The sequence below is a fragment of the Streptomyces sp. NBC_00483 genome (genome assembly GCF_036013745.1).
Taxonomy (GTDB): domain Bacteria; phylum Actinomycetota; class Actinomycetes; order Streptomycetales; family Streptomycetaceae; genus Streptomyces.
Window position 1 is genome coordinate 9,843,768 of the sequence record NZ_CP107880.1, and the last position, 22,249, is coordinate 9,866,016.

Annotated in this window: 16 protein-coding genes; 11 read left to right on the forward strand and 5 right to left on the reverse strand. The window is 71.1% G+C overall.

Annotated features, from left to right (window positions below; genetic code table 11):
* Positions 1-24: 24 nt before the first annotated feature.
* Entirely contained in the window at positions 25-2,337 is a 2,313-nt protein-coding gene (locus OHA73_RS44065) for a serine/threonine-protein kinase (protein ID WP_266724954.1), read from the forward strand.
* Between the two features lie 51 nt (positions 2,338-2,388).
* Complete coding sequence (locus OHA73_RS44070) at positions 2,389-3,948, forward strand: phytoene desaturase family protein (RefSeq protein WP_327658245.1); 1,560 nt, start codon at positions 2,389-2,391, stop codon at positions 3,946-3,948.
* 49 nt (positions 3,949-3,997) lie between these two features.
* Here OHA73_RS44070 and OHA73_RS44075 read toward each other — a convergent pair whose 3' ends face one another.
* The gene (locus OHA73_RS44075) at positions 3,998-5,812 is read right to left on the reverse strand and encodes a serine hydrolase (protein WP_327658246.1); all 1,815 of its coding nucleotides are present in this window, start codon (positions 5,810-5,812) and stop codon (positions 3,998-4,000) included.
* Between the two features lie 180 nt (positions 5,813-5,992).
* Here OHA73_RS44075 and OHA73_RS44080 point away from each other — a divergent pair, with 180 nt between their 5' ends.
* Together OHA73_RS44080 and OHA73_RS44085 are read left to right on the forward strand one after the other, a co-directional pair.
* On the forward strand, positions 5,993-7,093 hold the full coding sequence (locus tag OHA73_RS44080; RefSeq protein WP_266724960.1) for an NAD(P)H-dependent flavin oxidoreductase: 1,101 nt from the start codon (positions 5,993-5,995) through the stop codon (positions 7,091-7,093).
* A gap of 9 nt (positions 7,094-7,102) precedes the next feature.
* On the forward strand, positions 7,103-8,668 hold the full coding sequence (locus tag OHA73_RS44085; protein ID WP_327658247.1) for an acyl-CoA synthetase: 1,566 nt from the start codon (positions 7,103-7,105) through the stop codon (positions 8,666-8,668).
* A gap of 28 nt (positions 8,669-8,696) precedes the next feature.
* Here OHA73_RS44085 and OHA73_RS44090 read toward each other — a convergent pair whose 3' ends face one another.
* On the reverse strand, positions 8,697-11,108 hold the full coding sequence (locus OHA73_RS44090) for a penicillin acylase family protein (RefSeq protein ID WP_327658248.1): 2,412 nt from the start codon (positions 11,106-11,108) through the stop codon (positions 8,697-8,699).
* Positions 11,109-11,483: 375 nt separating this feature from the next.
* Between OHA73_RS44090 and OHA73_RS44095 the strand changes: the two genes are divergently transcribed.
* A complete protein-coding gene (locus OHA73_RS44095) occupies positions 11,484-13,031 on the forward strand; it encodes an acyl-CoA synthetase (RefSeq protein ID WP_327658249.1) in 1,548 nt (515 codons plus the stop codon).
* Positions 13,032-13,057: 26 nt separating this feature from the next.
* On the opposite strand, the gene paaK is transcribed toward OHA73_RS44095, so the two are convergent.
* Complete coding sequence (paaK, locus tag OHA73_RS44100; protein ID WP_266724968.1) at positions 13,058-14,359, reverse strand: phenylacetate--CoA ligase PaaK; 1,302 nt, start codon at positions 14,357-14,359, stop codon at positions 13,058-13,060.
* Positions 14,360-14,467: 108 nt separating this feature from the next.
* Positions 14,468-15,256: a GNAT family N-acetyltransferase gene (locus OHA73_RS44105; protein ID WP_267073254.1), complete on the reverse strand. Its 789-nt coding sequence runs from the start codon at positions 15,254-15,256 to the stop codon at positions 14,468-14,470.
* Between the two features lie 84 nt (positions 15,257-15,340).
* Here OHA73_RS44105 and OHA73_RS44110 point away from each other — a divergent pair, with 84 nt between their 5' ends.
* A complete protein-coding gene (locus OHA73_RS44110; RefSeq protein WP_267073253.1) occupies positions 15,341-15,730 on the forward strand; it encodes a VOC family protein in 390 nt (129 codons plus the stop codon).
* A gap of 19 nt (positions 15,731-15,749) precedes the next feature.
* Here the strand turns inward: OHA73_RS44110 and OHA73_RS44115 are convergent, their stop codons facing one another.
* A complete protein-coding gene (locus OHA73_RS44115; RefSeq protein ID WP_267073252.1) occupies positions 15,750-17,369 on the reverse strand; it encodes an acyl-CoA synthetase in 1,620 nt (539 codons plus the stop codon).
* 199 nt (positions 17,370-17,568) lie between these two features.
* Between OHA73_RS44115 and OHA73_RS44120 the strand changes: the two genes are divergently transcribed.
* The 5 genes from OHA73_RS44120 (at position 17,569) to OHA73_RS44140 (ending at position 22,183) form a co-directional block, all read left to right on the forward strand.
* Positions 17,569-18,369 (forward strand): crotonase/enoyl-CoA hydratase family protein, encoded by an 801-nt coding sequence (locus OHA73_RS44120; protein WP_266724974.1) that lies wholly within the window; start codon positions 17,569-17,571, stop codon positions 18,367-18,369.
* Positions 18,370-18,646: 277 nt separating this feature from the next.
* Entirely contained in the window at positions 18,647-19,609 is a 963-nt protein-coding gene (locus OHA73_RS44125) for a Zn-ribbon domain-containing OB-fold protein (RefSeq protein WP_327658250.1), read from the forward strand.
* Complete coding sequence (locus tag OHA73_RS44130; RefSeq protein WP_327658251.1) at positions 19,609-20,670, forward strand: thiolase domain-containing protein; 1,062 nt, start codon at positions 19,609-19,611, stop codon at positions 20,668-20,670. The genes OHA73_RS44125 and OHA73_RS44130 overlap by 1 nt, the downstream gene beginning before the upstream one ends.
* An 8-nt stretch (positions 20,671-20,678) precedes the next feature.
* On the forward strand, positions 20,679-21,845 hold the full coding sequence (locus OHA73_RS44135; protein WP_327658643.1) for a thiolase domain-containing protein: 1,167 nt from the start codon (positions 20,679-20,681) through the stop codon (positions 21,843-21,845).
* A gap of 95 nt (positions 21,846-21,940) precedes the next feature.
* Complete coding sequence (locus OHA73_RS44140; RefSeq protein WP_267073249.1) at positions 21,941-22,183, forward strand: DUF397 domain-containing protein; 243 nt, start codon at positions 21,941-21,943, stop codon at positions 22,181-22,183.
* Positions 22,184-22,249 lie beyond the last annotated feature (66 nt).

The following is a 22,249-nucleotide window of genomic DNA, read 5'->3' on the forward strand; positions in this document are numbered from 1 at the left end:
ACGCGACGGGGGCGACGGCGGGAGATGCCAGGGGTGGGGGAGACGCGGGACGTCAGGCTGATCCACGGGCGGTATCAGCTGCTCGACCTGATCGGCAGAGGCGGCATGGGCGAGGTCTGGCGGGCGCGCGACGAGGCGCTCGGCCGGCACGTCGCCGTGAAGTGCCTCAAGCCGCTCGGACCCGAGCGCGACCAGAGCTTCACCCGCATCCTGCGGGAGCGCTTCCGCAGGGAGGCGCGGGTCGCCGCCGCGCTCCAGCACCGGGGCATCACGGTCGTGCACGACTTCGGCGAGTACGAGGGCATTCTCTATCTCGTCATGGAGCTGCTCGACGGGAAGAACTTGAGCCAGCTCCTCGACGACAATCGGCACCTCCCCCTGCCCGTGGGCGAGATCGTCGACATGGCCGAACAGGTCGCCTCCGCCCTCGCCTACACCCATGAACAGGGCGTCGTGCACCGCGATCTGAAGCCCGCGAACATCATGCGGCTCGGTGACGGCACCGCAAAGATCTGCGACTTCGGCATCGCCCGGCTCGGCCACGACATCGGGTTCACCGCACGCCTCACCGGCACCGGCGTCGCCATGGGGACCCCGCACTACATGTCGCCCGAACAGATCGGCGGCGACCAGGTCGACGAGCGCAGCGACCTGTACTCGCTGGGATGCGTGCTCTACGAAGTGGCCACGGGCGCCCCGCCGTTCGACCTCGAGGACGCGTGGTCCGTGCTCGTCGGGCACCGCGACACCGAACCAGCGGCGCCGCGCGGGCACCGGCCCGAGCTGCCCGGCTATCTCGACCGGATCATCCTGGACCTGCTCGCCAAGGACCCCGAGGAACGGCCGCGTGACGCCCGGGAGTTGGAGCGCCGGATCACGCAAGGCGCGCGGCCGGGACCCGGGACGTACGTGCCGACGGTGCGGGCGCCACAGATCGAGCCGCGCACGGACCCGCCCGTACGCGAACAGCCGCAACTGCCGCAACAGCCCGTACGGGAGCAGCCCGGGCAGCCCCGCGAGCCCCGGCTGCCCTCCTGGACCCGCGGCATGACCACAGGACACAAGGCCACCGCGGGCCCCGGCCCGCGCGTCACACCCCCGGACACCGCGGCCGGGCTCTCCGGAGAGTGGATCCCGCGCGACGGCGACCACACGCCCGCCGCGCCGGAGGTGGTCCAACGCCCCACTCCCGCCCCGGAACTGCTCGCCACCCTCGCCTCCCGGCACAACGCGGGGCTCAGCCTCGGCCGGCTCGAGCGCTGGGCCGAGGCGGGCGAGGTGCACCGCTCGGTCGCCGCCGAGCGGGAGCACGCCCTCGGGCCCGATCACCCCGACACCCTCGCCAGCCGCTACGAGGTCGCCTTCACCCTCAGCCGCACCGGGCGGGCCGCCGACGCGCTGCGCGAGTACCGGGGCGTCGTCGAGGGACGCGAGCGGGTGCTGGGACCCGAGCACCCCGACACGCTCGGGGCGCGCCAGGAAGTCGCGTACGTCCTGGGAAAGTTGGGGCGACACTTCGAGGCGCACCAGGTGTACAGCACCGTCCTCGGCGCCCGTGAGCGGGCCATGGGGCCCGAGCACCCGGACACGCTGCGCTGCCGCCACAACCTCGCCTTCAACCTCAGCAGGCTCGGCCGCCTCGAGGACTCGTACCGGATGGCGGAGGAGGTGGCGGACGCGCGTGGCCGCGTGCTCGGCGCCGACCACCCCGACACGCTCGTCACACGCTGCGAGGTCGGCTACGCGCTGGGGCAGTTGGGGCGGTGGAGCGAGGCCCTCGGGACGTATCAGGAGGTCGCCCGGGCCAGGGCGCGGGCCCTCGGCGACGACCACGCGGACACCCTCTCCGTCCGCTACGAAGTGGGCATCAGCCTCGGCCGGCTCGGCCGCAGCGCCGAGGCCCTGACGCTCTACCGCGACCTGATCGACGACCGTACGCGGGTCAGCGGGCCGCAGCACCCCGAGACGCTGCGCGCCCGGCACGGGCTCGGGGTGAACCTCGGGCGGCTGGCCCGCTGGGAGGAGGCCCTGTCGGAGGCCCGCGACGTGTGCGCGATCCGCGGGCGCGTGCTCGGCGCCGACCATCCGGACACGCTCGTCAGCCGCCGCGAGGTCGCCGTCGGCCTGGGCTGGCTCGGACGCTGGCAGGACGCCCTCGGGGAGTACCGCGCGGTGTCCACCGCTCGTGAGCGCGTCCTCGGCGAGGCCCACGCCAGCACCCTCGCCAGCCGCAACGACGAGGCCCACTGCCTGGAGCAGCTCGGCCGCACGGCGGACGCGGTCGCCCTGTACCGAAGGGTCGCGGTGCTGCGCCAAGAAGGTGCGCCGCGCGCGTGACCGTGGGCCCGCCCTCTGGTCCACCGCGCGCGGCCCGTGTTACCAAGGGCCATGCCCGCACATGATCTCCGCGCCCGCTACGACACGGTCGTCGTCGGCGGCGGCCACAACGGTCTGGTGGCCGCCGCCTATCTGGCCCGCGCAGGACAGTCCGTCGCCGTCGTCGAACGCCTCGGCACTACCGGCGGGGCCGCCGTCTCCACCCGCCCGTTCCCCGGCGTCGACGCCCGCCTCTCCCGCTACTCGTACCTCGTCAGCCTGCTGCCCAAGAAGATCGTGGCCGACCTGGGGCTGCGCTTCGCGACCGCGACCCGCGACGTCTCCTCGTACACCCCGACCGTCCGCGACGGGCGGCCGACGGGGCTGCTCGTCGGTGGCGGGGAGCAGCGGACGCGCGGCGCGTTCCGTGAACTCACGGGCAGCGACCAGGAGTACGAGGCGTGGAACCGCTTCTACGAGACGACCCGGCGCGTCGCAGAACGGGTCTTCCCGACGCTGACCGAGCCGCTGCCGTCAAGGGACGCGCTGCGCGAGCGGGTCGGCGACGAGGATGCCTGGCGGCTGCTGTTCGAGGACCCGATCGGCGTCGGCATCGAGGAGCACTTCACCGACGACCTGGTGCGCGGCGTCGTCCTCACCGACGCCCTGATCGGCACCTTCGCCGACGCCCACGACGCGTCCCTCGCCCAGAACCGCTGCTTCCTCTACCACGTGATCGGCAACGGCACGGGCGACTGGGACGTCCCCGTCGGCGGCATGGGCGCCCTCACGGACGCACTCGCCGCCGCGGCCCGCTCGGCCGGCGCCGACCTGGTCACCGGGCACGAGGTGACCCGGATCGAGACGGACGGCGCCGAGGCCGAGGTCACGTACAGGACGGCCGACTCCGAGGGCACCGTCGCCGCCCGCAACGTCCTCGTCAACGCCTCACCGCAGGACCTCGCCCGGCTCACCGGCAGCGCCCCACCGGCCCCTGCAGAGGGCGCCCAGCTCAAGGTCAACATGCTGCTGAAGCGGCTGCCGCGCCTCAAGGACACCTCCGTCGACCCGCGCGAGGCGTTCGCCGGAACCTTCCATGTCGCGGAGGGGTACGGCCAGTTGGCCACGGCGCACGCCGAGGCCGCCGCGGGCGCCCTGCCCGGCGCGCCGCCCTCCGAGATCTACTGCCACTCGCTGACCGACCCGACGATCCTCGCCCCGGACCTGGTCGAACGCGGCTACCAGACGCTCACCCTGTTCGGCCTGCACACCCCGGCCCGGCTCTTCGCCGCCGACAACGACACGGCCCGCGCGGACCTCCTGAAGGCCACGCTCGCCCAGCTCGACACCCACCTCGCCGAACCGGTCGAGGACTGTCTGGCCGAGGACGCGGACGGCCGGCCGTGCATCGAGGCGAAGACACCGCTCGACCTGGAGCGGGACCTGCGGCTGCCCGGCGGCAACATCTTCCACCGGGAGCTCTCGTTCCCGTACTCCTCGGAAGACACCGGCCGTTGGGGTGTGGAGACCGGCCACGCGAACGTCCTGCTGTGCGGCGCGGGCGCCGTGCGCGGCGGCGGGGTCAGCGGGATTCCGGGGCACAACGCCGCGATGGCGGTGCTCGGCCACTGACCCCGGCCGCACGCGCGTAGACGCTAGGGCCTGTCGTTTGGATCAGGACCTAGTCCTGAGACGCCGTCCATCCCTTCGCCTCGATGCGGGACGCGTCCGCCGGGCGCGCGTCGTCGAACGCCACCGCGTCCCCGTCGAGGACGCGGATGCCGTCGACGTACGCGCCACGGCCGACGTACAACTGGTCCGTCGCGTAGCGCCAACGGAGCCGGAGCGGCGCCGCGACGAAGGGGCCCAGGTCGGCGGTGAGACGGTGCCAGGTGCGGTCGGCGTAACCGTCGACCGCACCGGACGGGTGGGCGTCGGAGCGGCCCGAGGTGAACGGCAGCGGCTTCCAGTTCTTGCCGCCGTCCGTCGACGTCTCCAGGAACAGGAAGTCGGAGTGCGGCTCCGTGTCCCACCACAGCTCGCAGCCGAGCCGCGCCCTGTCCGAGGCGAGACGCAGATCCGGCAGTGTCAGCGTCGCCGACGTGGCGCTCGCCATGCCGGAGAACCAGGCGGTGCGGCCGTGCTGGGGACGGACGGCGACCGCGCGCGCCATGTTGTCGCCCGCGGCGACCCGGGGAGCGGAACCGGATCGCCAGCTGCGCACGGGGTGCACGGAGTTGCCGAGCACGATGAGGAACGAGTCGGTCGTCGGGTCGAGCACGAGCGAGGTGCCGGTGAACCCGGTGTGGCCCGCCGTGCGCGGCGTCGCCATCGCGCCCATGTACCAGTGCTGGTAGAGCTCGAAGCCGAGGCCGTGCTCGTCGCCGGGGAAGTCCGTGTTGAAGTTGGTGAACATCAGGTCCACGGACTTCTGGGACAGGATCCTGGCCTTGCCGTAGATCCCGCCGTTGAGCAGCGCCCGGCCGAGCACCGCCATGTCCCAGGCGCAGGAGAAGACGCCCGCGTGGCCCGCGACGCCGCCGAACGCGTACGCGTTCTCGTCGTGCACCTCGCCCCACACCAGGCCCCGGTCCAGGCCCGACCAGGGCGCGCGGGCGTCCTCGGTGGCCGCGACCTTGGGCTTCCAGGAGGCGGGCGGGTTGTAGCGGGTGCGGGTCATGCCGAGCGGCCCCGTGATCCGCTCGGGGAGCAGCACGTCCAAGGGCTTGCCGGTGAGCTTCTCGACGACGAGCTGCAGCGTGATGAGGTTGAGGTCCGAATACAGGTACGTCGTGCCCGCCGGGTTGAGCAGCGCCTCCTTCCACAGGAGGGCGAGCTGCGCATCGTGCTCGGACTCCTTGTAGAAGGCGATGTCGGGCCGGAACCCGGAGGTGTGGGTGAGTAGTTGGCGGATCGTGACGTCCTGTTTGCCGCCGCCGGTGAACTCGGGCAAGTACGTGACGACCTTCGCCTCGAGTTCCAGCGCGCCGCGCTCCAACTCCTGCACCGCGAGGATGGAGGTGAACAGCTTGGAGATCGAGGCGAGGTCGAAAACGGTGTCGTCGGCCATGTCGATCTGCTGGTCCGCGGGGAACTCGATCCCCGTGTCCGTCTTGTCGTCGTAGTGGGAGTAGCGCACCGCCTTGCCGATCGGCTGGTGCAGCGCGACCGTGCCGCCGCGGCCCGCGAGCAGCACCGCGCCCGCGTACCAGGGGTGCTTGGGGCCGCCGGGGAAGGTGCCGAGGAACTTCTCGGCGTCGGCGACGAGTTGGCGCAGATGGCCCGCGAGCAGACCCGCGCGCTCGGGCGAGCCGCGCCGCAGGGTCGGTCGGCCCGCCGAGGCCTCGGCGGCGGCCGCGGCGGGGCCCGCGGGGAACGGGGTGAGGGCCAGGGCGCCGCCCAGCGCGAGGCCGGCCGCGCCGAACTGGCGCCGGGTCGGGCCGGAGCCCGTGGCGCCTCTGTGTGGTCTGTCCGCTGCTTCGGGTGCTCCGCTCATGAACGAGGCCCTTCTGAAAAATACTTTCGGGATCTTCCGAGTCGGATGAAATTTCTCTGTCAGTGCTGCCTCGTGTCAACACCCTTGCGCCACCCGCGCGTCATGACCGGCCGGTGAAGAATCTGACGCCGCATCAGAAAACCCCTTCCGTCGTCCGCCGCGCTGCGGCATCCTGCGCGCATGCAGACGGAGCTGAGCAAGAAACTGGGGATCGAGCACGCCGTCTTCGGCTTCACGCCGTTCCCTGCGGTGGCCGCGGCCATCAGCAGGGCCGGAGGCTTCGGCGTGCTCGGTGCGGTCCGCTACGCGGCACCCGACGAACTCAAACGCGATCTCGACTGGCTCGACGAGCATGTGGACGGCCGGCCCTACGGCCTCGACGTCGTCATGCCCGCCAAGAAGGTCGAAGGCGTCACCGAGGCCGACATCGAGGCGATGATCCCGCCGGAGCACCGGCAGTTCGTCCAGGAGACCCTCGCCAAGTACGGCGTCCCGGAACTCGCCGAGGGCGAGGCGTCCGGCTGGCGCATCACGGGCTGGATGGAGCAGGTCGCCCGCAGCCAACTCGACGTCGCCTTCGACTACCCGATCAAACTCCTCGCCAACGCACTCGGATCGCCGCCCGCCGACGTCATCGCCCGCGCGCACGAGCACGACGTCCTCGTCGCCGCGCTCGCCGGCAGCGCTCGCCACGCCCGCAAGCACGCGGACGCGGGCATCGACGTCGTCGTCGCGCAGGGCTACGAGGCCGGCGGCCACACCGGTGAGATCGCCTCCATGGTGCTCACCCCGGAGGCCGTGGAGGCCGTCGACCCGCTGCCGGTCCTGGCGGCGGGCGGCATCGGCAGCGGACAGCAGGTCGCGGCCGCGCTCGCGCTCGGCGCGCAGGGGGTGTGGCTGGGCTCGGTGTGGCTGACGACGACGGAGGCCGACATGCACTCGCCCGCGGTCACCCGCAAGCTGCTCGCCGCGGGCTCCGGCGACACGGTGCGCTCGCGTGCGCTGACCGGGAAGCCCGCGCGCCAGCTGCGCACCGAGTGGACGGACGCGTGGGACGACCCTCAGGGCCCCGGCACCCTGCCGATGCCCCTCCAGGGCCTGCTCGTCGCCGAGGCCGTGTCCCGGATCCAGAAGTACGAGGTGGAGCCGCTGCTCGGCACGCCCGTGGGGCAGATCGTGGGGCGGATGAACGAGGAGCGCAGCGTCCAGGCGGTCTTCGACGACCTGACGCGCGGCTTCGAGAAGGCGATCGACCGCATCAACAAGATCGCAGGACGGTGAGTGACCAGCATGAGCACACCCCCCAACAGCACACCGGCCAACGGCTTCTGGGCGCAGGCCGCCGCCGATCCCGACCGCACGATCCTGATCGCCCCTGACGGTGAACCGTGGACGGCGGGACGCCTGCATGCCGCGTCCAACAAGATGGTCCACGGCCTGCGCGCGGCGGGCCTGGAGCGGGGCGACGCGTTCGCCGTCGTGCTCCCCAACAGCGTCGAATTCTTCATCGCGTACCTCGCCGCCTCACAGGCCGGCTTCTATCTCGTGCCGGTCAACCACCACCTCGTGGGGCCGGAGATCGCCTGGATCGTCTCCGACTCGGGCGCCAAGGTGCTGATCGCGCACGAGCGGTTCGCCGACGCGGCGAGGTCCGCCGCCGACGAGGCGGGCCTGCCCGACAGCCACCGGTACGCGGTCGGGGACGTCGCGAGCTTCCGCCCGTACGCCGAACTCCTCGACGGGCAGAGCGAGTCGGCGCCCGAGGAGCGCACGCTCGGCTGGGTCATGAACTACACGTCCGGGACGACGGGCCGCCCCCGCGGCATCCGCCGCCCGCTGTCCGGGAAACTCCCCGAGGAGTCGTACCTCGGCGGGTTCCTCGGCATCTTCGGCGTCAAGCCGTACGACGACAATGTCCACCTGGTCTGCTCGCCGCTCTACCACACGGCGGTCCTCCAGTTCGCGGGAGCGTCCCTGCACATCGGGCACACGCTCGTCCTGATGGACAAGTGGACGCCCGAGGAGATGCTCCGCCTCATCGACACCCACAAGTGCACGCACACGCACATGGTGCCGACCCAGTTCCACCGGCTGCTCGCGCTCCCGCAGGAGGTCAAGGACCGCTACGACGTCACGTCCATGCGGCACGCGATCCACGGCGCCGCGCCGTGCCCCGACCACGTCAAACGCGCCATGATCGACTGGTGGGGGATGTGCGTCGAGGAGTATTACGCGGCGAGTGAGGGCGGCGGTGCGTTCGCGACGGCCGAGGACTGGCTGAAGAAGCCGGGAACCGTCGGAAAGCCCTGGCCCATCAGCGAGTTGGCGATCTACGACGACGACGGCAACAAGCTGCCGGCCGGTGAACTCGGCACCGTCTACCTCAAGATGAACACCGGCGGATTCTCGTATCACAAGGACGAGGGCAAGACGAAGAAGAACCGCATCGGCGACTTCTTCACCGTCGGTGACCTCGGGGTGATCGACGAGGACGGCTATCTCTTCCTGCGGGACCGCAAGATCGACATGATCATCTCGGGCGGGGTCAACATCTACCCCGCCGAGATCGAGTCCGCGCTCCTGACACACCCCGCCGTCGCCGACGCGGCTGCCTTCGGCATCCCGCACGACGACTGGGGCGAGGAGGTCAAGGCGGTCGTCGAGGTCGCGGAGGGCCGAACCGCCGGTGACGCGCTCGCGGCCGAGATCCTCGCCCACTGCGAGACCCAACTCGCGGGCTACAAGCGGCCCAAGAGCGTCGACTTCATCGAGACGATGCCCCGCGACCCCAACGGCAAGCTCTACAAGCGTCGCCTGCGGGACCCGTACTGGGAGGGACGGACCAGGGCGGTCTGAGACCGCCCTGGTCCTGGGGGGGCGTCCGTCAGTCGCGCACCCGCACCACCTTCAGTGCGGGCGACCTGAGGATGTCCTTCTCGCAGAAGCGCTCCGTGACCCACTTCTTCTTTGAGAAGAGGTGGGTCTGGTCGCTGTAGTGCGGCGAGTTCGGGTTCGACGACTCGGAGTACGTGAGGAGGGTGCGCGCCACCGGGCAGCGCCCGCCGTCCCAGCCGACCGCCTGGATGTAGCTCGACCCGGTCGTGACGTCGGTGTAGCCGCCGCCCGCGGCGTTCCACACCGGCTCGACCTTGTTCCACACGCCGAGCGACTCCGTGCCGCCGTGCACCGGGATGCGCTCGCCGCCGCGTGTCACGAACTGGTGGTCGCCGAGCTTGGCGTCCAACGGGATGCTCGTGGCCTTGAGTTCGGCCACCGCGTCGGCGAGCGCCGTGGCGAAGCCGGGCGCCTGCGTGTTCAGTGTGTTCGGCGTACGCACCGGATCCGCCGCGGAGAACGGCACCTTCCACAGCTGGGCCGCGGGTACCGCCGCCGTCAGCTTCCGCCAGAACCGGTCGAAGAGCAGGGCGCCCCGGCTGTCGGTGTTCATGGTGCGGTCCCACGCGCCGATCACGTCACAGGCCTGAGAGACGTCAACCGGCTTGCCGTCGCTGCCCGTTGCCGAGCCGCCGGGCAGGGCCGCGCACGCCTTCGCGGTGTCGGCGGCCGTCAGATCGGCGGCGGGCACCCGGTCGGCGAACTGCTGCCGCTGCAGATCCGCGACCGTCAGACCGCCCTTGTCCGCCATCCCCGCGACGTCCTCGACGGCGCCGCGCGTACGCATCGAACGCTGCGTTCCGACGTTCCCGAAGACCCGCTCGTAGCCGGTGATCGGGTGGTCCGCATTGGCGAGCCAGGCGCTGTCGTTGGAGTTCTCCGCGTACGGGGCGTCCTTGAGGACCGGCATCTTCGACGGGCCGAAGATGCCCGGCTGCACGGCGTCCTTGTCCCTGCCCAGCCCACAGTCACTCTTCGAACCATCGAGGATGGCAACACCCGAGGCCGGATACGTCGACTTGCCGAGCGGCGTCGAACAGCGGCCCGCCAGCTCGTCGGTGATCCTCGGCAGCACCTGCGACTGCGTGAACAGTGAGTGGCCCGAGGAGTCCGCGGCGATCGTGTTCACCCACGGCAGGCCCTGTGTGCGGCGCAGCGACGTGAGGATGTCGGCGGTCGAGCGGGCCTTGCTGAAGCCGAGCGCGGTGTCGGAGGCGCGCAGGTTGACCGCGTTCGGGTCGTTCAGGGCGTAGGCCGTCGTCGCGGTCCAGGGGAGCGGGAGCTGGGCGCCGAGGTTCGTGACGACGGGGCCGTAGCGGGTCCACCACTGGGTGCGGGTCACGTCGTCGCCGCCCTTGACGGGTACGCTCACGGACCGCTTCGTCATCCTCTCCTTCTTGCCGTCGACCACGTACGTCGTCGGGTCTGAGGGGTCGAGGGTGAGCTGGTGGAGGTTGAGCGTGACGCCCGTCGCGACCGTGTGGCTCCACGCGATGTTCGCGTTGTGCCCGATGGAGATCCCGGTCGTGCCGAGCAACGAGCCGCCCATGACGTTGAGTTCGCCCGGGATCGTCTGCTGCGACTGCCAGAAGCGGCGGCCGCCCTGCCACGGGTAGTGCGGGTTGCCGAGCAGCAGGCCCCGCTTGTTCGCCGTCGTCGCGCCGCTGAACGCCACCGCGTTCGAGCCCATGTCGGAGTCGTCCTGCGCGAACAACTCGCGGGCGGCGCGGGCGGTATCGGCCTTGTCCGGCCCGGTCCGCGCGGCGCCGGAGGTCGGCGGCTGCGCGGCCGTGATGCCCTCGATCGCGCGCCCCTGCCCGCCGAGCACCGCGATCGCGAAGCCGCGCGTCGCCACGTCGAGCGAGGTCACCGGCTTCACCCAGTCCGCGCCCTTGCACGCCGGGTCGGTGATCCGGTTCTTCTTCAGCCACGCGTTGTACCCGGCGGCCCAGCCGCGCATCGCGTCCTTCGCGTCGCGGCTCGGTCCCGCGGGCGCGGGGACATCGAGCAGCTTCTCCACGGTGTGTGTCTCGCGAACACCTCGGAAATACTGGTCACTTGAGAGGTTCTTGGTCGCCGACGACAGCGAGCCGTCGGGCGCCGCGTCGGGCCCGAAGACGCGCGAACGCTCGCCGCGCAGCGTCACGAACCCGTCGGCGAGTGTGCACACCTGGTCGGCGGCCTGCGCCCACCCCGTGCCGAAACCGAGGTTCGCGTAGTCCTTGGCGGCGATGTGCGGGATCCCGTACTCGGTGTAGCGGATGGTGGCGGACAGGCCACCGCCGTGCGGATGTGTGTCACGGTCGGCCGCGGCGGACGACACCGAGGCGGTGCCGCTGAGCGCGGTCAACAGGGCGACCCCGAGGGCCGCGAGGCGTCTGTGTCCCGGACGAGTGCGCATCGTGCTCCCAACTGCAGTGCGGGCTGAGGTGGTTGAGCTGCGTGAGAGCGCTGAGCGTACCAACGGGTATGTCCGGTGCGGAGAGGTCGGCGGGAGCGGAGCCCGCACGGGAAGTTCGCCCTGAGCCGAGACCGGGCATGTCCGGTACCGGCAGGCTGGCCATGACCGGTACCGGCAGGCCGGCGATGAGGGCCGCTGACACCGAGGCGAGCAGGCACCCGGGGTCAGCGGCGAAGGGGATCAGCGGGCGAGGTGGAACCCGCTGCCTCACTCCTCCCTTCGCCCCGAACGGCCGGATCGGATGCACCGCCCCGGTCGTCGACCCGCGGCATCCGCCGCCTTGACCCCGCGCCCGTCACCACACAGGATCACGCCATGACGAGGTCACCTTTCCCCAAGCTCTCGGCTCCGCTCGAGCAGGGGAGGCCCCATTCCGAGGCCGCCAGCAGCACCGTCGACGGAGTCCTGCGCCGCAGCGCGCGCCGCACCCCGGAGCGCGTCGCCCTGCGCTACGGGCCGCGCTCATGGACGTACGGGGAGCTGGACGACGCCGTGTCCCGCGCGGCCGGGGTCCTGCGCGGCGAGGGCCTCGCGCCGGGCGACCGGGTCGGCGCCTACGGGCACAACTCGGACGCGTACCTGATCGGCTTTCTGGCCTGCGCCCGCGCCGGGCTCGTGCACGTCCCGGTCAACCAGAACCTGACCGGCGACGACCTCGCGTACATCGTGCGGCAGTCCGGCGCCTCGCTCGTCCTCGCCGACCCCGGCATCGCGGACCGGCTCCCCGGCGACGTACCGGTGCTGCCGCTGCGCGACGCGGACGAGGCACTGCTCACGCGGCTCGCGGCGAGCGCACCGTACGACGGAGAGTCTCCGGGCGCCGACGACCTGGCGCAGCTCCTCTACACGTCCGGGACCACCGCACTGCCCAAGGGCGCCCGGATGACGCACCGCGCGCTCGTCCACGAGTACGTGAGCGCCATCCACGCGCTCGACCTCAAGGAGACGGACCGGCCGGTGCACGCGCTGCCGCTGTACCACTCGGCGCAGATGCACGTGTTCCTGCTGCCGTACCTGGCGGTGGGCGCCACCAACACGATCCTCGACGCGCCGGCCGCCGACCCGGTCTTCGACCTCGTGGAGGCGGGGGACGCGGACAGCCTGTTCGCGCCGCCGACGGTGTGGATCGGACTCTCCCAGCACCCCGAGTTCGCCGCCCGCGACCTGACCGGGCTGCGCAAGGCGTACTACGGAGCCTCGATCATGCCGGTCCCGGTGCTCGAACGGCTGCGGGCCCGGCTGCCGGGACTCGCCTTCTACAACTGCTTCGGGCAGAGCGAGATCGGTCCGCTCGCCACCGTCCTCGGGCCCGACGAGCACGAGGGGCGGATGGACTCGTGCGGGCGTCCGGTGCTGTTCGTCGAGGCGAAGGTCGTCGACGACGAGGGCAAGGACGTGCCCGACGGCACGCCCGGCGAGGTCGTCTACCGCTCCCCGCAACTGTGCGACGGCTACTGGGACAAGCCGGAGGAGACCGAACAGGCCTTCCGGGACGGCTGGTTCAGGTCCGGAGACCTCGCGGTGCGCGACGGCGAGGGCTACTTCACCGTCGTCGACCGGGTGAAGGACGTCATCAACTCCGGCGGCGTGCTCGTCGCCTCACGCCAGGTCGAGGACGCCCTCTACACCCACCCGGCCGTCGCAGAGACCGCCGTCGTCGGACTGCCCGACGAACGCTGGATCGAGGCGGTCACGGCGGTCGTGGTGCGGTCCGCGGACGTCACGGAGGAGGACCTGATCGCCCACGCGCGCGAGCAGCTCGCCCACTTCAAGGCACCCAAGAGGATCGTCTTCGTGGACGAACTCCCACGGAACGCCTCCGGCAAGATCCTCAAGCGGGAGCTGCGGGACCGGTTCGCGTGACCTGACGGGGGAGTGGCGCAGGCCGCTCAGGACTTCCGCTCGTCCACGATCCGCCTGATCTTCCCCACCGACCGCTCGAGCGACTCCGGCTCCACGATCTCCACGGCCACCGACACCCCCACCCCGTCCTTCATCCCGGCCGCGATGGCGCGCGCCGCAGCCTCCCGCTCCTGAGACGTCGCGTCGGGCCGGGCCTCGGCGCGCACGGTGAGCGCGTCCATGCGGCCCTCGCGAGTGAGGCGGAGCTGGAAGTGCGGGGCGACGCCGGGTGTGCGCAGCACGATCTCCTCGACCTGCGTGGGAAACAGGTTCACGCCCCGCAGGATCACCATGTCGTCACTGCGCCCGGTGATCTTCTCCATGCGCCGGAACGCCGGCCGCGCCGTCCCCGGCAGCAGCCGCGTCAGGTCCCGCGTCCGGTACCGGACCACCGGCATCGCCTGCTTGGTCAGCGAGGTGAAGACCAGTTCGCCGTGCTCGCCCTCCGGCAGCACCTCACCCGTGATCGGGTCGACGATCTCCGGGTAGAACTGGTCCTCCCAGATGTGCAGCCCGTCCTTGGTCTCCACGGCTTCTTGAGCCACGCCAGGGCCCATGACCTCCGACAGACCGTAGATGTCGACCGCGTCGATCCCCGCCCGCTCCTCGATCTCGCGCCGCATCTCCTCGGTCCACGGCTCCGCGCCGAAGATCCCGATCTTCAGAGAGCTGGTGCGCGGATCGACGCCCTGGCGCTCGAACTCGTCGAGGAGCGTGAGCATGTACGAGGGCGTCACCATGATGATCTCGGGCTTCAGGTCCAGGATCAGCCGCACCTGGCGCGACGTCATGCCACCGGACGCCGGAATCACCGTGCACCCGAGCCGCTCCGCCCCGTAGTGCGCGCCGAGCCCGCCGGTGAACAGGCCGTATCCGTACGCCACATGGACCTTGTGCCCCGGCCTGCCGCCCGCCGCGCGGATCGCCCGCGCCACCATGTCCGACCACATCGACAGATCGGCCTCGGTGTACCCGACGACCGTGGGCAGCCCCGTCGTGCCGCTCGACGCGTGCAGCCGCCGCACCTCGCTCTGCTCCACGGCGAACATCCCGAAGGGATAGTTGTCCCGCAGGTCCGCCTTGGTCGTGAACGGGAAGCGCCCCAGGTCCGCCAACGTGCGGCAGTCCTCGGGCCGCACCCCCGCCTTGTCGAACGCCTCCCGGTAGAACGGCACCCGCTCGTACACCCGGTGCAGCGTCGAGCGCAGCCGCTCCAGCTGCAGCGCGCGCAGCTCGTCCGCGCCGAGCCGCTCGCCCTCGTCCCGCCAGTCCGTCGCCATCGACGCCATCGCACGCTCTCCCGAAACTCCCGACCGATCATTCGGTTGCCCTGCTGTCGATCAGTAATTCAAGGAGTGACCGCAGTCGTCAAGACATGCGACGCTCCGGTTCGGGTGTCAGCGGGTGGCCGGGGGCTCCCAGACGTACGGCGTGGTGGTCCCGAGCGCCACGAACCCCAGGCGCTCCAGGATCGGCCGGCTGTACGGCGTCGCGTCCACCTGGACGTACGCGAATCCGCGCTCGGCGGCGATGCGGACGCGGAACGCGACGAGCGAGCGGTAGATCCCGCGACCACGCCACTCGGGCACCGTGCCGCCGCCCCACAGGCTCGCGAAGGCCGTCCCCGGATGCAGCTCCATGCGGGCGGCGCTCACCGGCTCGTCGCCGTGCAGCGCCACGACCGCGGGGACCGTGTCCGGGTCCTGGGCCAGTTGGGTCCGAAGCTGGTGGCCGATGACCGAGCGGCCGGAGTCGAAGGCCTGCTCGTGCACCCGCTCCACCAGCTCGACCTGCTCCTCATCGGTGACCGGGAGCAGCCGGATCCCTTCGGGCGGCGCGGTGTCGACAGGCAGCGCGGCCGTCTCCGCGACGAGCAGCGTCTCCGGCTCCTCCGGTACGAACCCGGCGGCCTTGAGCCGGTCGGGAAGGTCGGAGGGGCGGTCGTGCGCGTACGTCTTCCACTCGAAACTCCGGCCCAACTCGCCGAAGAAGTCGACCTGTTCGGCGATCGCCGCGTCGGCGGAATCCTCGTCGAGGCTCGACCACAGCACCCCGTTCCACCCCGCCGCCGGGCCGACATGGCGCACGACGGCGCCGACGCGCTCGACCCGCGCCCCGGGCTCGTCGGGCCCCGCCTCGCGCCGCATCTGCTGATCGAACAGGTCTCTGACCGTTGCGTGATTCATGCGCGAACTTCAGCACCGGGGCGACGGCCGGGCAACCGAGATAAATCCGACCGTGCCATGGAACGCCCTTGCTATGGTGCGCCGATGACATCGATCAAGAAGGTCCAGATCACCTTCGACTGCGCGGAGCCCGTGCGGGTCGCCCGTTTCTGGTGCGAGGTACTCGGATACGTCATGCCGCCCGGGGCCGACGAGGACGAGGCGTGGTCCGCCTGCGCCGACCCCCAGGGCGAGGGGCCCCGCTTCTTCTTCCAGCGCGTTCCGGAGGGGAAGGTCGTCAAGAACCGGGTGCACGTCGACGTGCGGGCCGGGGCCGGCCTCGTCGGCGACGAGCGGCTCGCGGTGCTCGAAGCCGAGGCCGAGCGCCTGTACAAGCTCGGCGCGACGCACGTCCTGACGCAGCGCGCCGACGAGGAGAACGAGTCCTGCATCACGCTGCAGGACATCGAGGGCAACGAGTTCTGCCTCGACTGAGCCCCCTTGCGGAGGGGGCCTACGCGTTCCCCTCCGCCGCCACCGACCGCGCCCACCGGTAGTCCGCCTTGCCGCTCGGCGAGCGCTGGATGGTGTCCGTCACCACCAGCTGGCGGGGGATCTTGTAACCGGCGAGGTGGCTGCGGCAGTGCGTCTGGACGGTGTCCAGGGTCAGCGGGTCCGCCCCGGCCATGAGTTGGACGACGGCCGCCACATGGTTGCCCCACTTCTCGTCCGGCACGCCGGCCACCAGCGCGTCGTAGATGTCCGGGTGGGACTTGAGTGCCTGCTCGACCTCCTCCGGGTACACCTTCTCGCCGCCCGTGTTGATGCACTGCGAGCCGCGCCCGAGGACCGTGACGATGCCCTGCTCGTCGACCGTCGCCATGTCACCGAGCAGTACCCAGCGCTCGTCGCCCTTCTGGAAGAACGTCTCGGCGGTCTTCGCGGGGTCGTTGTAGTAGCCGAGCGGTACGTGCCCGCGCTGCGCGATCCGCCCCACCTCGCCGACCGCGACCGGCTCGTACGTGATCGGGTCCACCACCTGCGTACGGGAGTTGACCTGGACGTGGAAGCCGGCGCCCGCGCCCGATCCGGCCGTCGCCGTGCCGTTGAAGCCGGACTCGGACGAGCCGAAGTTGTTGAGCAGCATGGTGTTCGGCACCAGCTCCTGGAACTGGGCGCGCACCGTGTCCGACATGATCGCGCCCGAGGACGAGACACTGAACATCGACGAACAGTCCGTGCCCTTCAGCGGCCCCTTCAGCGCGTCGATGAGCGGGCGCAGCATCGCGTCGCCCACCAGGGACACGCTCGTCACCTTCTCCTTCTCGATGGTGCGCAGCACCTCCTCAGGGGCGAACTTGCGGTGGATGACGACGCGTTGACCGAAGTTGAAGCCGATGAAGGCCGTGAGGGTGGACGTGCCGTGCATCAGCGGGGGAGTGGGGAAGAAGGTGATGCCGTCGCCGCCCGCCGCCACGCGCTCGGCCAGCTCCTCGGGTCGTGACACCGGTTCGCCCGTGGGTGCCCCGCCGCCGAGGCCCGCGAAGAACAGGTCCTCCTGGCGCCACATCACACCCTTCGGCATGCCCGTGGTGCCGCCGGTGTAGATGATGAACTGGTCGTCGGGGGAGCGCGGCGCGAAGCCGCGTTCGGGGGAGGACTGCGCGGTCGCCTCCTCGAAGTCCACCGCCTTCAGCGGCGGCGCGTCCGCCTCGGGGGCGCCCACCCGCACCAGGTGGCGCAGCTTCTCGGCGCGCGGCAGCGCCGCCGCCACACGCGGTGTGAACTCCGTGTCGAAGACGAGGGCCACGAGATCCGCGTCCTGGTAGAGGTAGGCCAACTCCTCCTCCACGTACCGGTAGTTCACGTTCACCGGGACGGCCCGCGCCTTGACGCAGCCGAGCGCCGTCTGCAGGTACTCGATGCCGTTGTAGAGGTGCAGGCCCACGTGCTCGCCGGGGCGTATCCCGGCCGCGATCAGGTGGTGTGCGACCCGGTTGGCCGCCGCGTCCAGCTGGGCGTACGTGAGCCGGCGCTCCGCACCCGTACCGGGATGATCCACGTAGACGAGCGCCTCGCGGTCGGGGACCACGTCGACGACCGACTCGAACAGGTCGGCAAGGTTGTACTCCACCGCGCTCCTCCTGATCCAGATGATCCAGGGCCGGATGTCTCCCGGGCGCCTTCTGGCCGTCATCAGAACAGAACCGGGAGTAAGGGGGAAGGGGCCCCGCGCAAGAAAACTGACTGAGTGTCAGAAAACTCTTGAACTGGCACGTGCCCTACTGCAACCTGTTCCAGGTCCGAGGCTGCGGCTGACTGGAGGACCCCTCATGGGTGGGACCGAACATCTCGACGTCCGGCGCGAGGGCGCCACGCTCGTACTCACGCTCAACAGGCCGGAGGCCAAGAACGCGCTGTCCCTGCCGATGCTCGTCGGCCTCTACGACGGGTGGCTGGAGGCCGACGCGGACGACTCGATCCGCTCCATCGTGCTCACCGGGGCGGGCGGTGCGTTCTGCGCCGGCATGGACCTCAAGGCCCTCGCGGGCAAGGGGATGGAGGGCGAGCACTACCGGGACCGGCTCAAGGCCGACCCCGACCTGCACTGGAAGGCGATGCTGCGCCACCACCGGCCGCGCAAACCCGTCATCGCGGCCGTCGAGGGGCACTGCGTCGCGGGCGGCACCGAGATCCTCCAAGGCACGGACATCCGGGTGGCGGGGGAGTCGGCGACGTTCGGGCTCTTCGAGGTCAAGCGCGGCCTGTTCCCCATCGGTGGCTCGACGGTGCGGCTGCCGCGCCAGGTTCCCCGTACCCACGCCCTGGAGATGCTGCTGACCGGGCGGCCCTACCCGGCGCCGGAGGCCGCGGCGATCGGGCTCGTCGGGCGTGTGGTGCCCGACGGCACCGCGCTGGACGTGGCGCTGGAGATCGCCGAACAGATCAACGCGTGCGGCCCGTTGGCCGTCGAGGCGGTCAAGGCGTCCGTCTACGAAACCGCCGAGATGACCGAAACGGACGGTCTCGCCTCGGAGTTGAAGCGCGGCTGGCCCATCTTCGACACCGCCGACGCGAAGGAAGGCGCCCGCGCGTTCGCGGAGAAGCGGCCCGCCGAGTTCCGGCGCGAGTGAGGCCCCTAGGGCCCTTCTGGCGGATCTTGCCGGAGTCGCGTGCCCTGGCACGCACATCTGCGGCGTTGTCGTCGGTTGCCAACGCTCCGCGTTGTCGCCCTCCTCCGCCTTGCAGCTGCACGCTTCCCCAAGCTCTCGGCTTCGCTCGAGCAGGGGAGGCCCCATTACCCCGCTCACCGGCACCGAACATTCACGGCCGCCCGCATCCAGCCTGATCCGTCAGAAGGACCCTAGCCGTGCCATTCCGTCCCGTACGCCCATACGTCAAGGAGGCCTCATGACATCCACCGCCCAACCGGAGGTGCTGCGCGCGCCGTTGGTCGTGGAGTTCCCGTTCACCCGCTCCCTCGGCCCCGTCCAGTCCGCCTTCCTCAGCGGTCTGCGCGACCGCACCGTCCTCGGCGTGCGGACCGGCGACGGGAAGGTACTGGTGCCGCCGGTCGAGTACGACCCCGTGACCGCGGAGGAGATCCGCGACCTCGTCGAGGTCGGCGCCACCGGCACCGTCACCACCTGGGCCTGGAACCCCGAGCCGCGGCGCGGCCAGCCCCTCGACACCCCCTTCGCCTGGGTCCTCGTCACGCTGGACGGCGCCGACACCGCCCTGCTGCACGCCCTCGACGCCCCGGGTCCCGACGCCGTGCACTCCGGCATGCGTGTGCGCGTCCGCTGGGCCGAGGAACGCGAGGGCGCCATCACGGACATCGCGTGCTTCGAGCCGTACGAGGGTGACGACGCGCCCTCCCAACCGGTGCCGCACAGCGGCGAGTTCGAGGACGCCGTCACCGGCATCGTCGCCCCCGCCCGCCTCGACTACACCTACAGCCCGGGCGGCGCCCAGACCCGCTACATCAACGCCCTGGCCGAGCGCCGCACCGTCGGTGAACGCTGCCCCTCCTGCCGCAAGGTCTACATCCCGCCGCGCGGCGCCTGCCCCACCTGCGGCGTCGCCACCGAGGAAGCGGTCGAGGTCGGGCCCGCGGGCACCGTCACCACGTACTGCATCGTGAACATCAAGGCGAAGAACCTCGACATCGAAGTCCCGTACGTCTACGCCCACATCGCCCTCGACGGCGCCGACCTCGCCCTGCACGGCCGCATCGGGGGCATCCCGTACGACCAGGTGCGCATGGGCCTGCGCGTCGAGCCCGTGTGGACGGAGGGCGGGCGCTACCCGGACCACTACCGGCCCACCGGTGAACCCGACGCCGATTACGAGACGTACAAGGAGATGATCTGATGCGGCCGCCGATCCGGGACATCGCCGTCGTCGCCTTCGGGCAGACCGACCACACACGTACCTCCGACGAACAGTCGGAAGTCGAGATGCTGATGCCCGTCCTGCACCAGGTCCTCGACGCCACGGGCCTGAAGACCAGCGACATCGGGTTCACCTGCTCGGGATCGAGCGACTACCTCGCCGGGCGCGCCTTCTCGTTCACCATGGCGCTCGACGGCGTCGGCGCCTGGCCGCCGATCTCCGAGTCCCACGTCGAGATGGACGGCGCGTGGGCCCTGTACGAGGCGTGGACCAAGCTGCTGACCGGCGAGGCCGACACCGCGCTCGTCTACGCGTACGGGAAGTCCTCACCGGGCTCCGTACGTGACGTCCTGACGCGTCAGCTCGACCCGTACTACGTCGCCCCGCTGTGGCCCGACTCCGTCGCGCTCGCCGCCCTTCAGGCGCAGGCGCTGATCGACGGAGGACACACCGACGAGCCCGCGCTCGCCGGGGTCGCCGCCCGCAGCCGGGAGTCCGCCACGGGCAATCCGCACGCCCAACTGCGAGGGAGCGTGCCGCACGGCGATTACGTCGTAAATCCGCTGCGGACCGGGGACTGCCCGCCGATCGGGGACGGCGCCGCGGCCGTGATCCTCGCCGCGGGCGACCGCGCCAGGGAACTGTGCGAGCGCCCCGCCTGGATCCGCGGCATCGACCACCGCATCGAGGCACACAGCCTCGGGGTGCGCGACCTCACCGACTCGCCCTCCACGCGGCTCGCCGCCGAGAACGCCGGGGCCTTCGAACGGCCCGTGGACACCGCCGAGTTGCACGCCCCGTTCACCTCACAGGAAGTCGTCCTGCGCCGCGCCCTGAGCCTCGGCGACGACGTCGACATCAACCCGTCCGGCGGCCCGCTCGCCGCCAACCCGGTGATGGCCGCCGGGCTCATCCGCATCGGCGAGGCCGCCGCCCGCATCCACGGCGGGAACTCCCGGCGCGCCCTCGCCCACGCCACCTCCGGGCCCTGCCTCCAGCAGAACCTGGTCGCCGTACTCGAAGGGGAGGACCAGCGATGAGCAAGGCCGTGTCCAAGGAGCCGGTAGCGGTCGTCGGGATCGGGCAGACCAAGCACGTCGCCGCCCGCCGGGACGTGTCGATCGCCGGACTCGTCCGCGAAGCCGCCCAACGAGCCCTGGAAGACGCCGAGTTGACCTGGTCCGACATCGACGCCGTCGTCATCGGCAAGGCGCCCGACTTCTTCGAGGGCGTCATGATGCCGGAGCTGTACCTCGCGGACGCGCTCGGTGCCGTCGGCAAGCCGATGCTCCGCGTGCACACAGCGGGATCCGTGGGCGGGTCCACCGCGCTCGTCGCCGCGAACCTCGTCGCGGCCCGCGTCCACGGCACCGTACTCACCCTCGCCTTCGAAAAGCAGTCGGAATCCAACGCGATGTGGGGGCTCTCGCTGCCCATCCCGTTCCAGCAGCCGCTGCTCGCGGGAGCCGGCGGCTTCTTCGCTCCGCACGTGCGCGCCTACATGCGACGCACCGGGGCTCCCGACACCGTGGGCTCCGTCGTCGCCTACAAGGACCGCCGCAACGCGCTGAAGAACCCGTACGCCCACCTCCACGAGCACGACATCACCCTGGAGAAGGTCCAGGCCTCGCCGATGCTCTGGGACCCCATCCGCTACTCCGAGACCTGCCCCTCGTCCGACGGCGCCTGCGCGATGGTCCTCACCGACCGCGCGGGGGCGGCCCGCTCGTCGAAGCCGCCCGCCTGGATGCACGGCGGCGCCATGCGCAGCGAGCCGACCCTCCACGCGGGCAAGGACTTCGTCTCCCCGCAGGCCGGCAAGGACTGCGCCGCCGACGTGTACCGACAGGCCGGGATCGTCGACCCGCGCCGCGAGATCGACGCCGTCGAGATGTACGTGCCGTTCTCCTGGTACGAGCCGATGTGGCTGGAGAACCTCGGGTTCGCGGACGAGGGCGAGGGCTGGAAACTCACCGAAGCCGGTGTCACAGAGCTCGACGGGGACCTCCCCGTCAACATGTCGGGCGGCGTCCTGTCGACCAACCCCATCGGCGCCTCCGGGATGATCCGCTTCGCCGAAGCGGCGCTCCAGGTACGCGGACAGGCCGGAGAACACCAGGTCGACGGCGCGCGGAAGGTCCTCGGGCACGCCTACGGAGGCGGCTCCCAGTTCTTCTCCATGTGGCTCGTCGGCGCCGAACCACCCACCCGATGAACGCGCGTTGACCAACACCGCCCTTCGCGGCCTGTGCGCGGCACGGACCGATCGCTAGGCTGGCGCACGGACGACGAACCGGGAGGAGCACGGACGTGGCCGAAAGCACCATCGACCAGCACCCGCTCATGGGGTGGGAGAAGCCGGACCTGGACCTCAGCAAAGCGGATTGGCGGTCCAGCAGTGGGGGGCAGGGCGATGTCCAGATCGCCTTTGTCGAGGGCTTCATCGCGATGCGCAACGGCGGACACCCACAGAGCCCGTCCCTGATCTTCACGCCGGCCGAGTGGGGGGCGTTCGTGAGTGGTGCCCGAGAGGGCGAGTTCGACCTCACGTAGTCGCTTTCGCGGCTCTTTGCTCACGCGGTTCCGACACGGGACCAACGGCCCTGTCCTGTGGCCCCG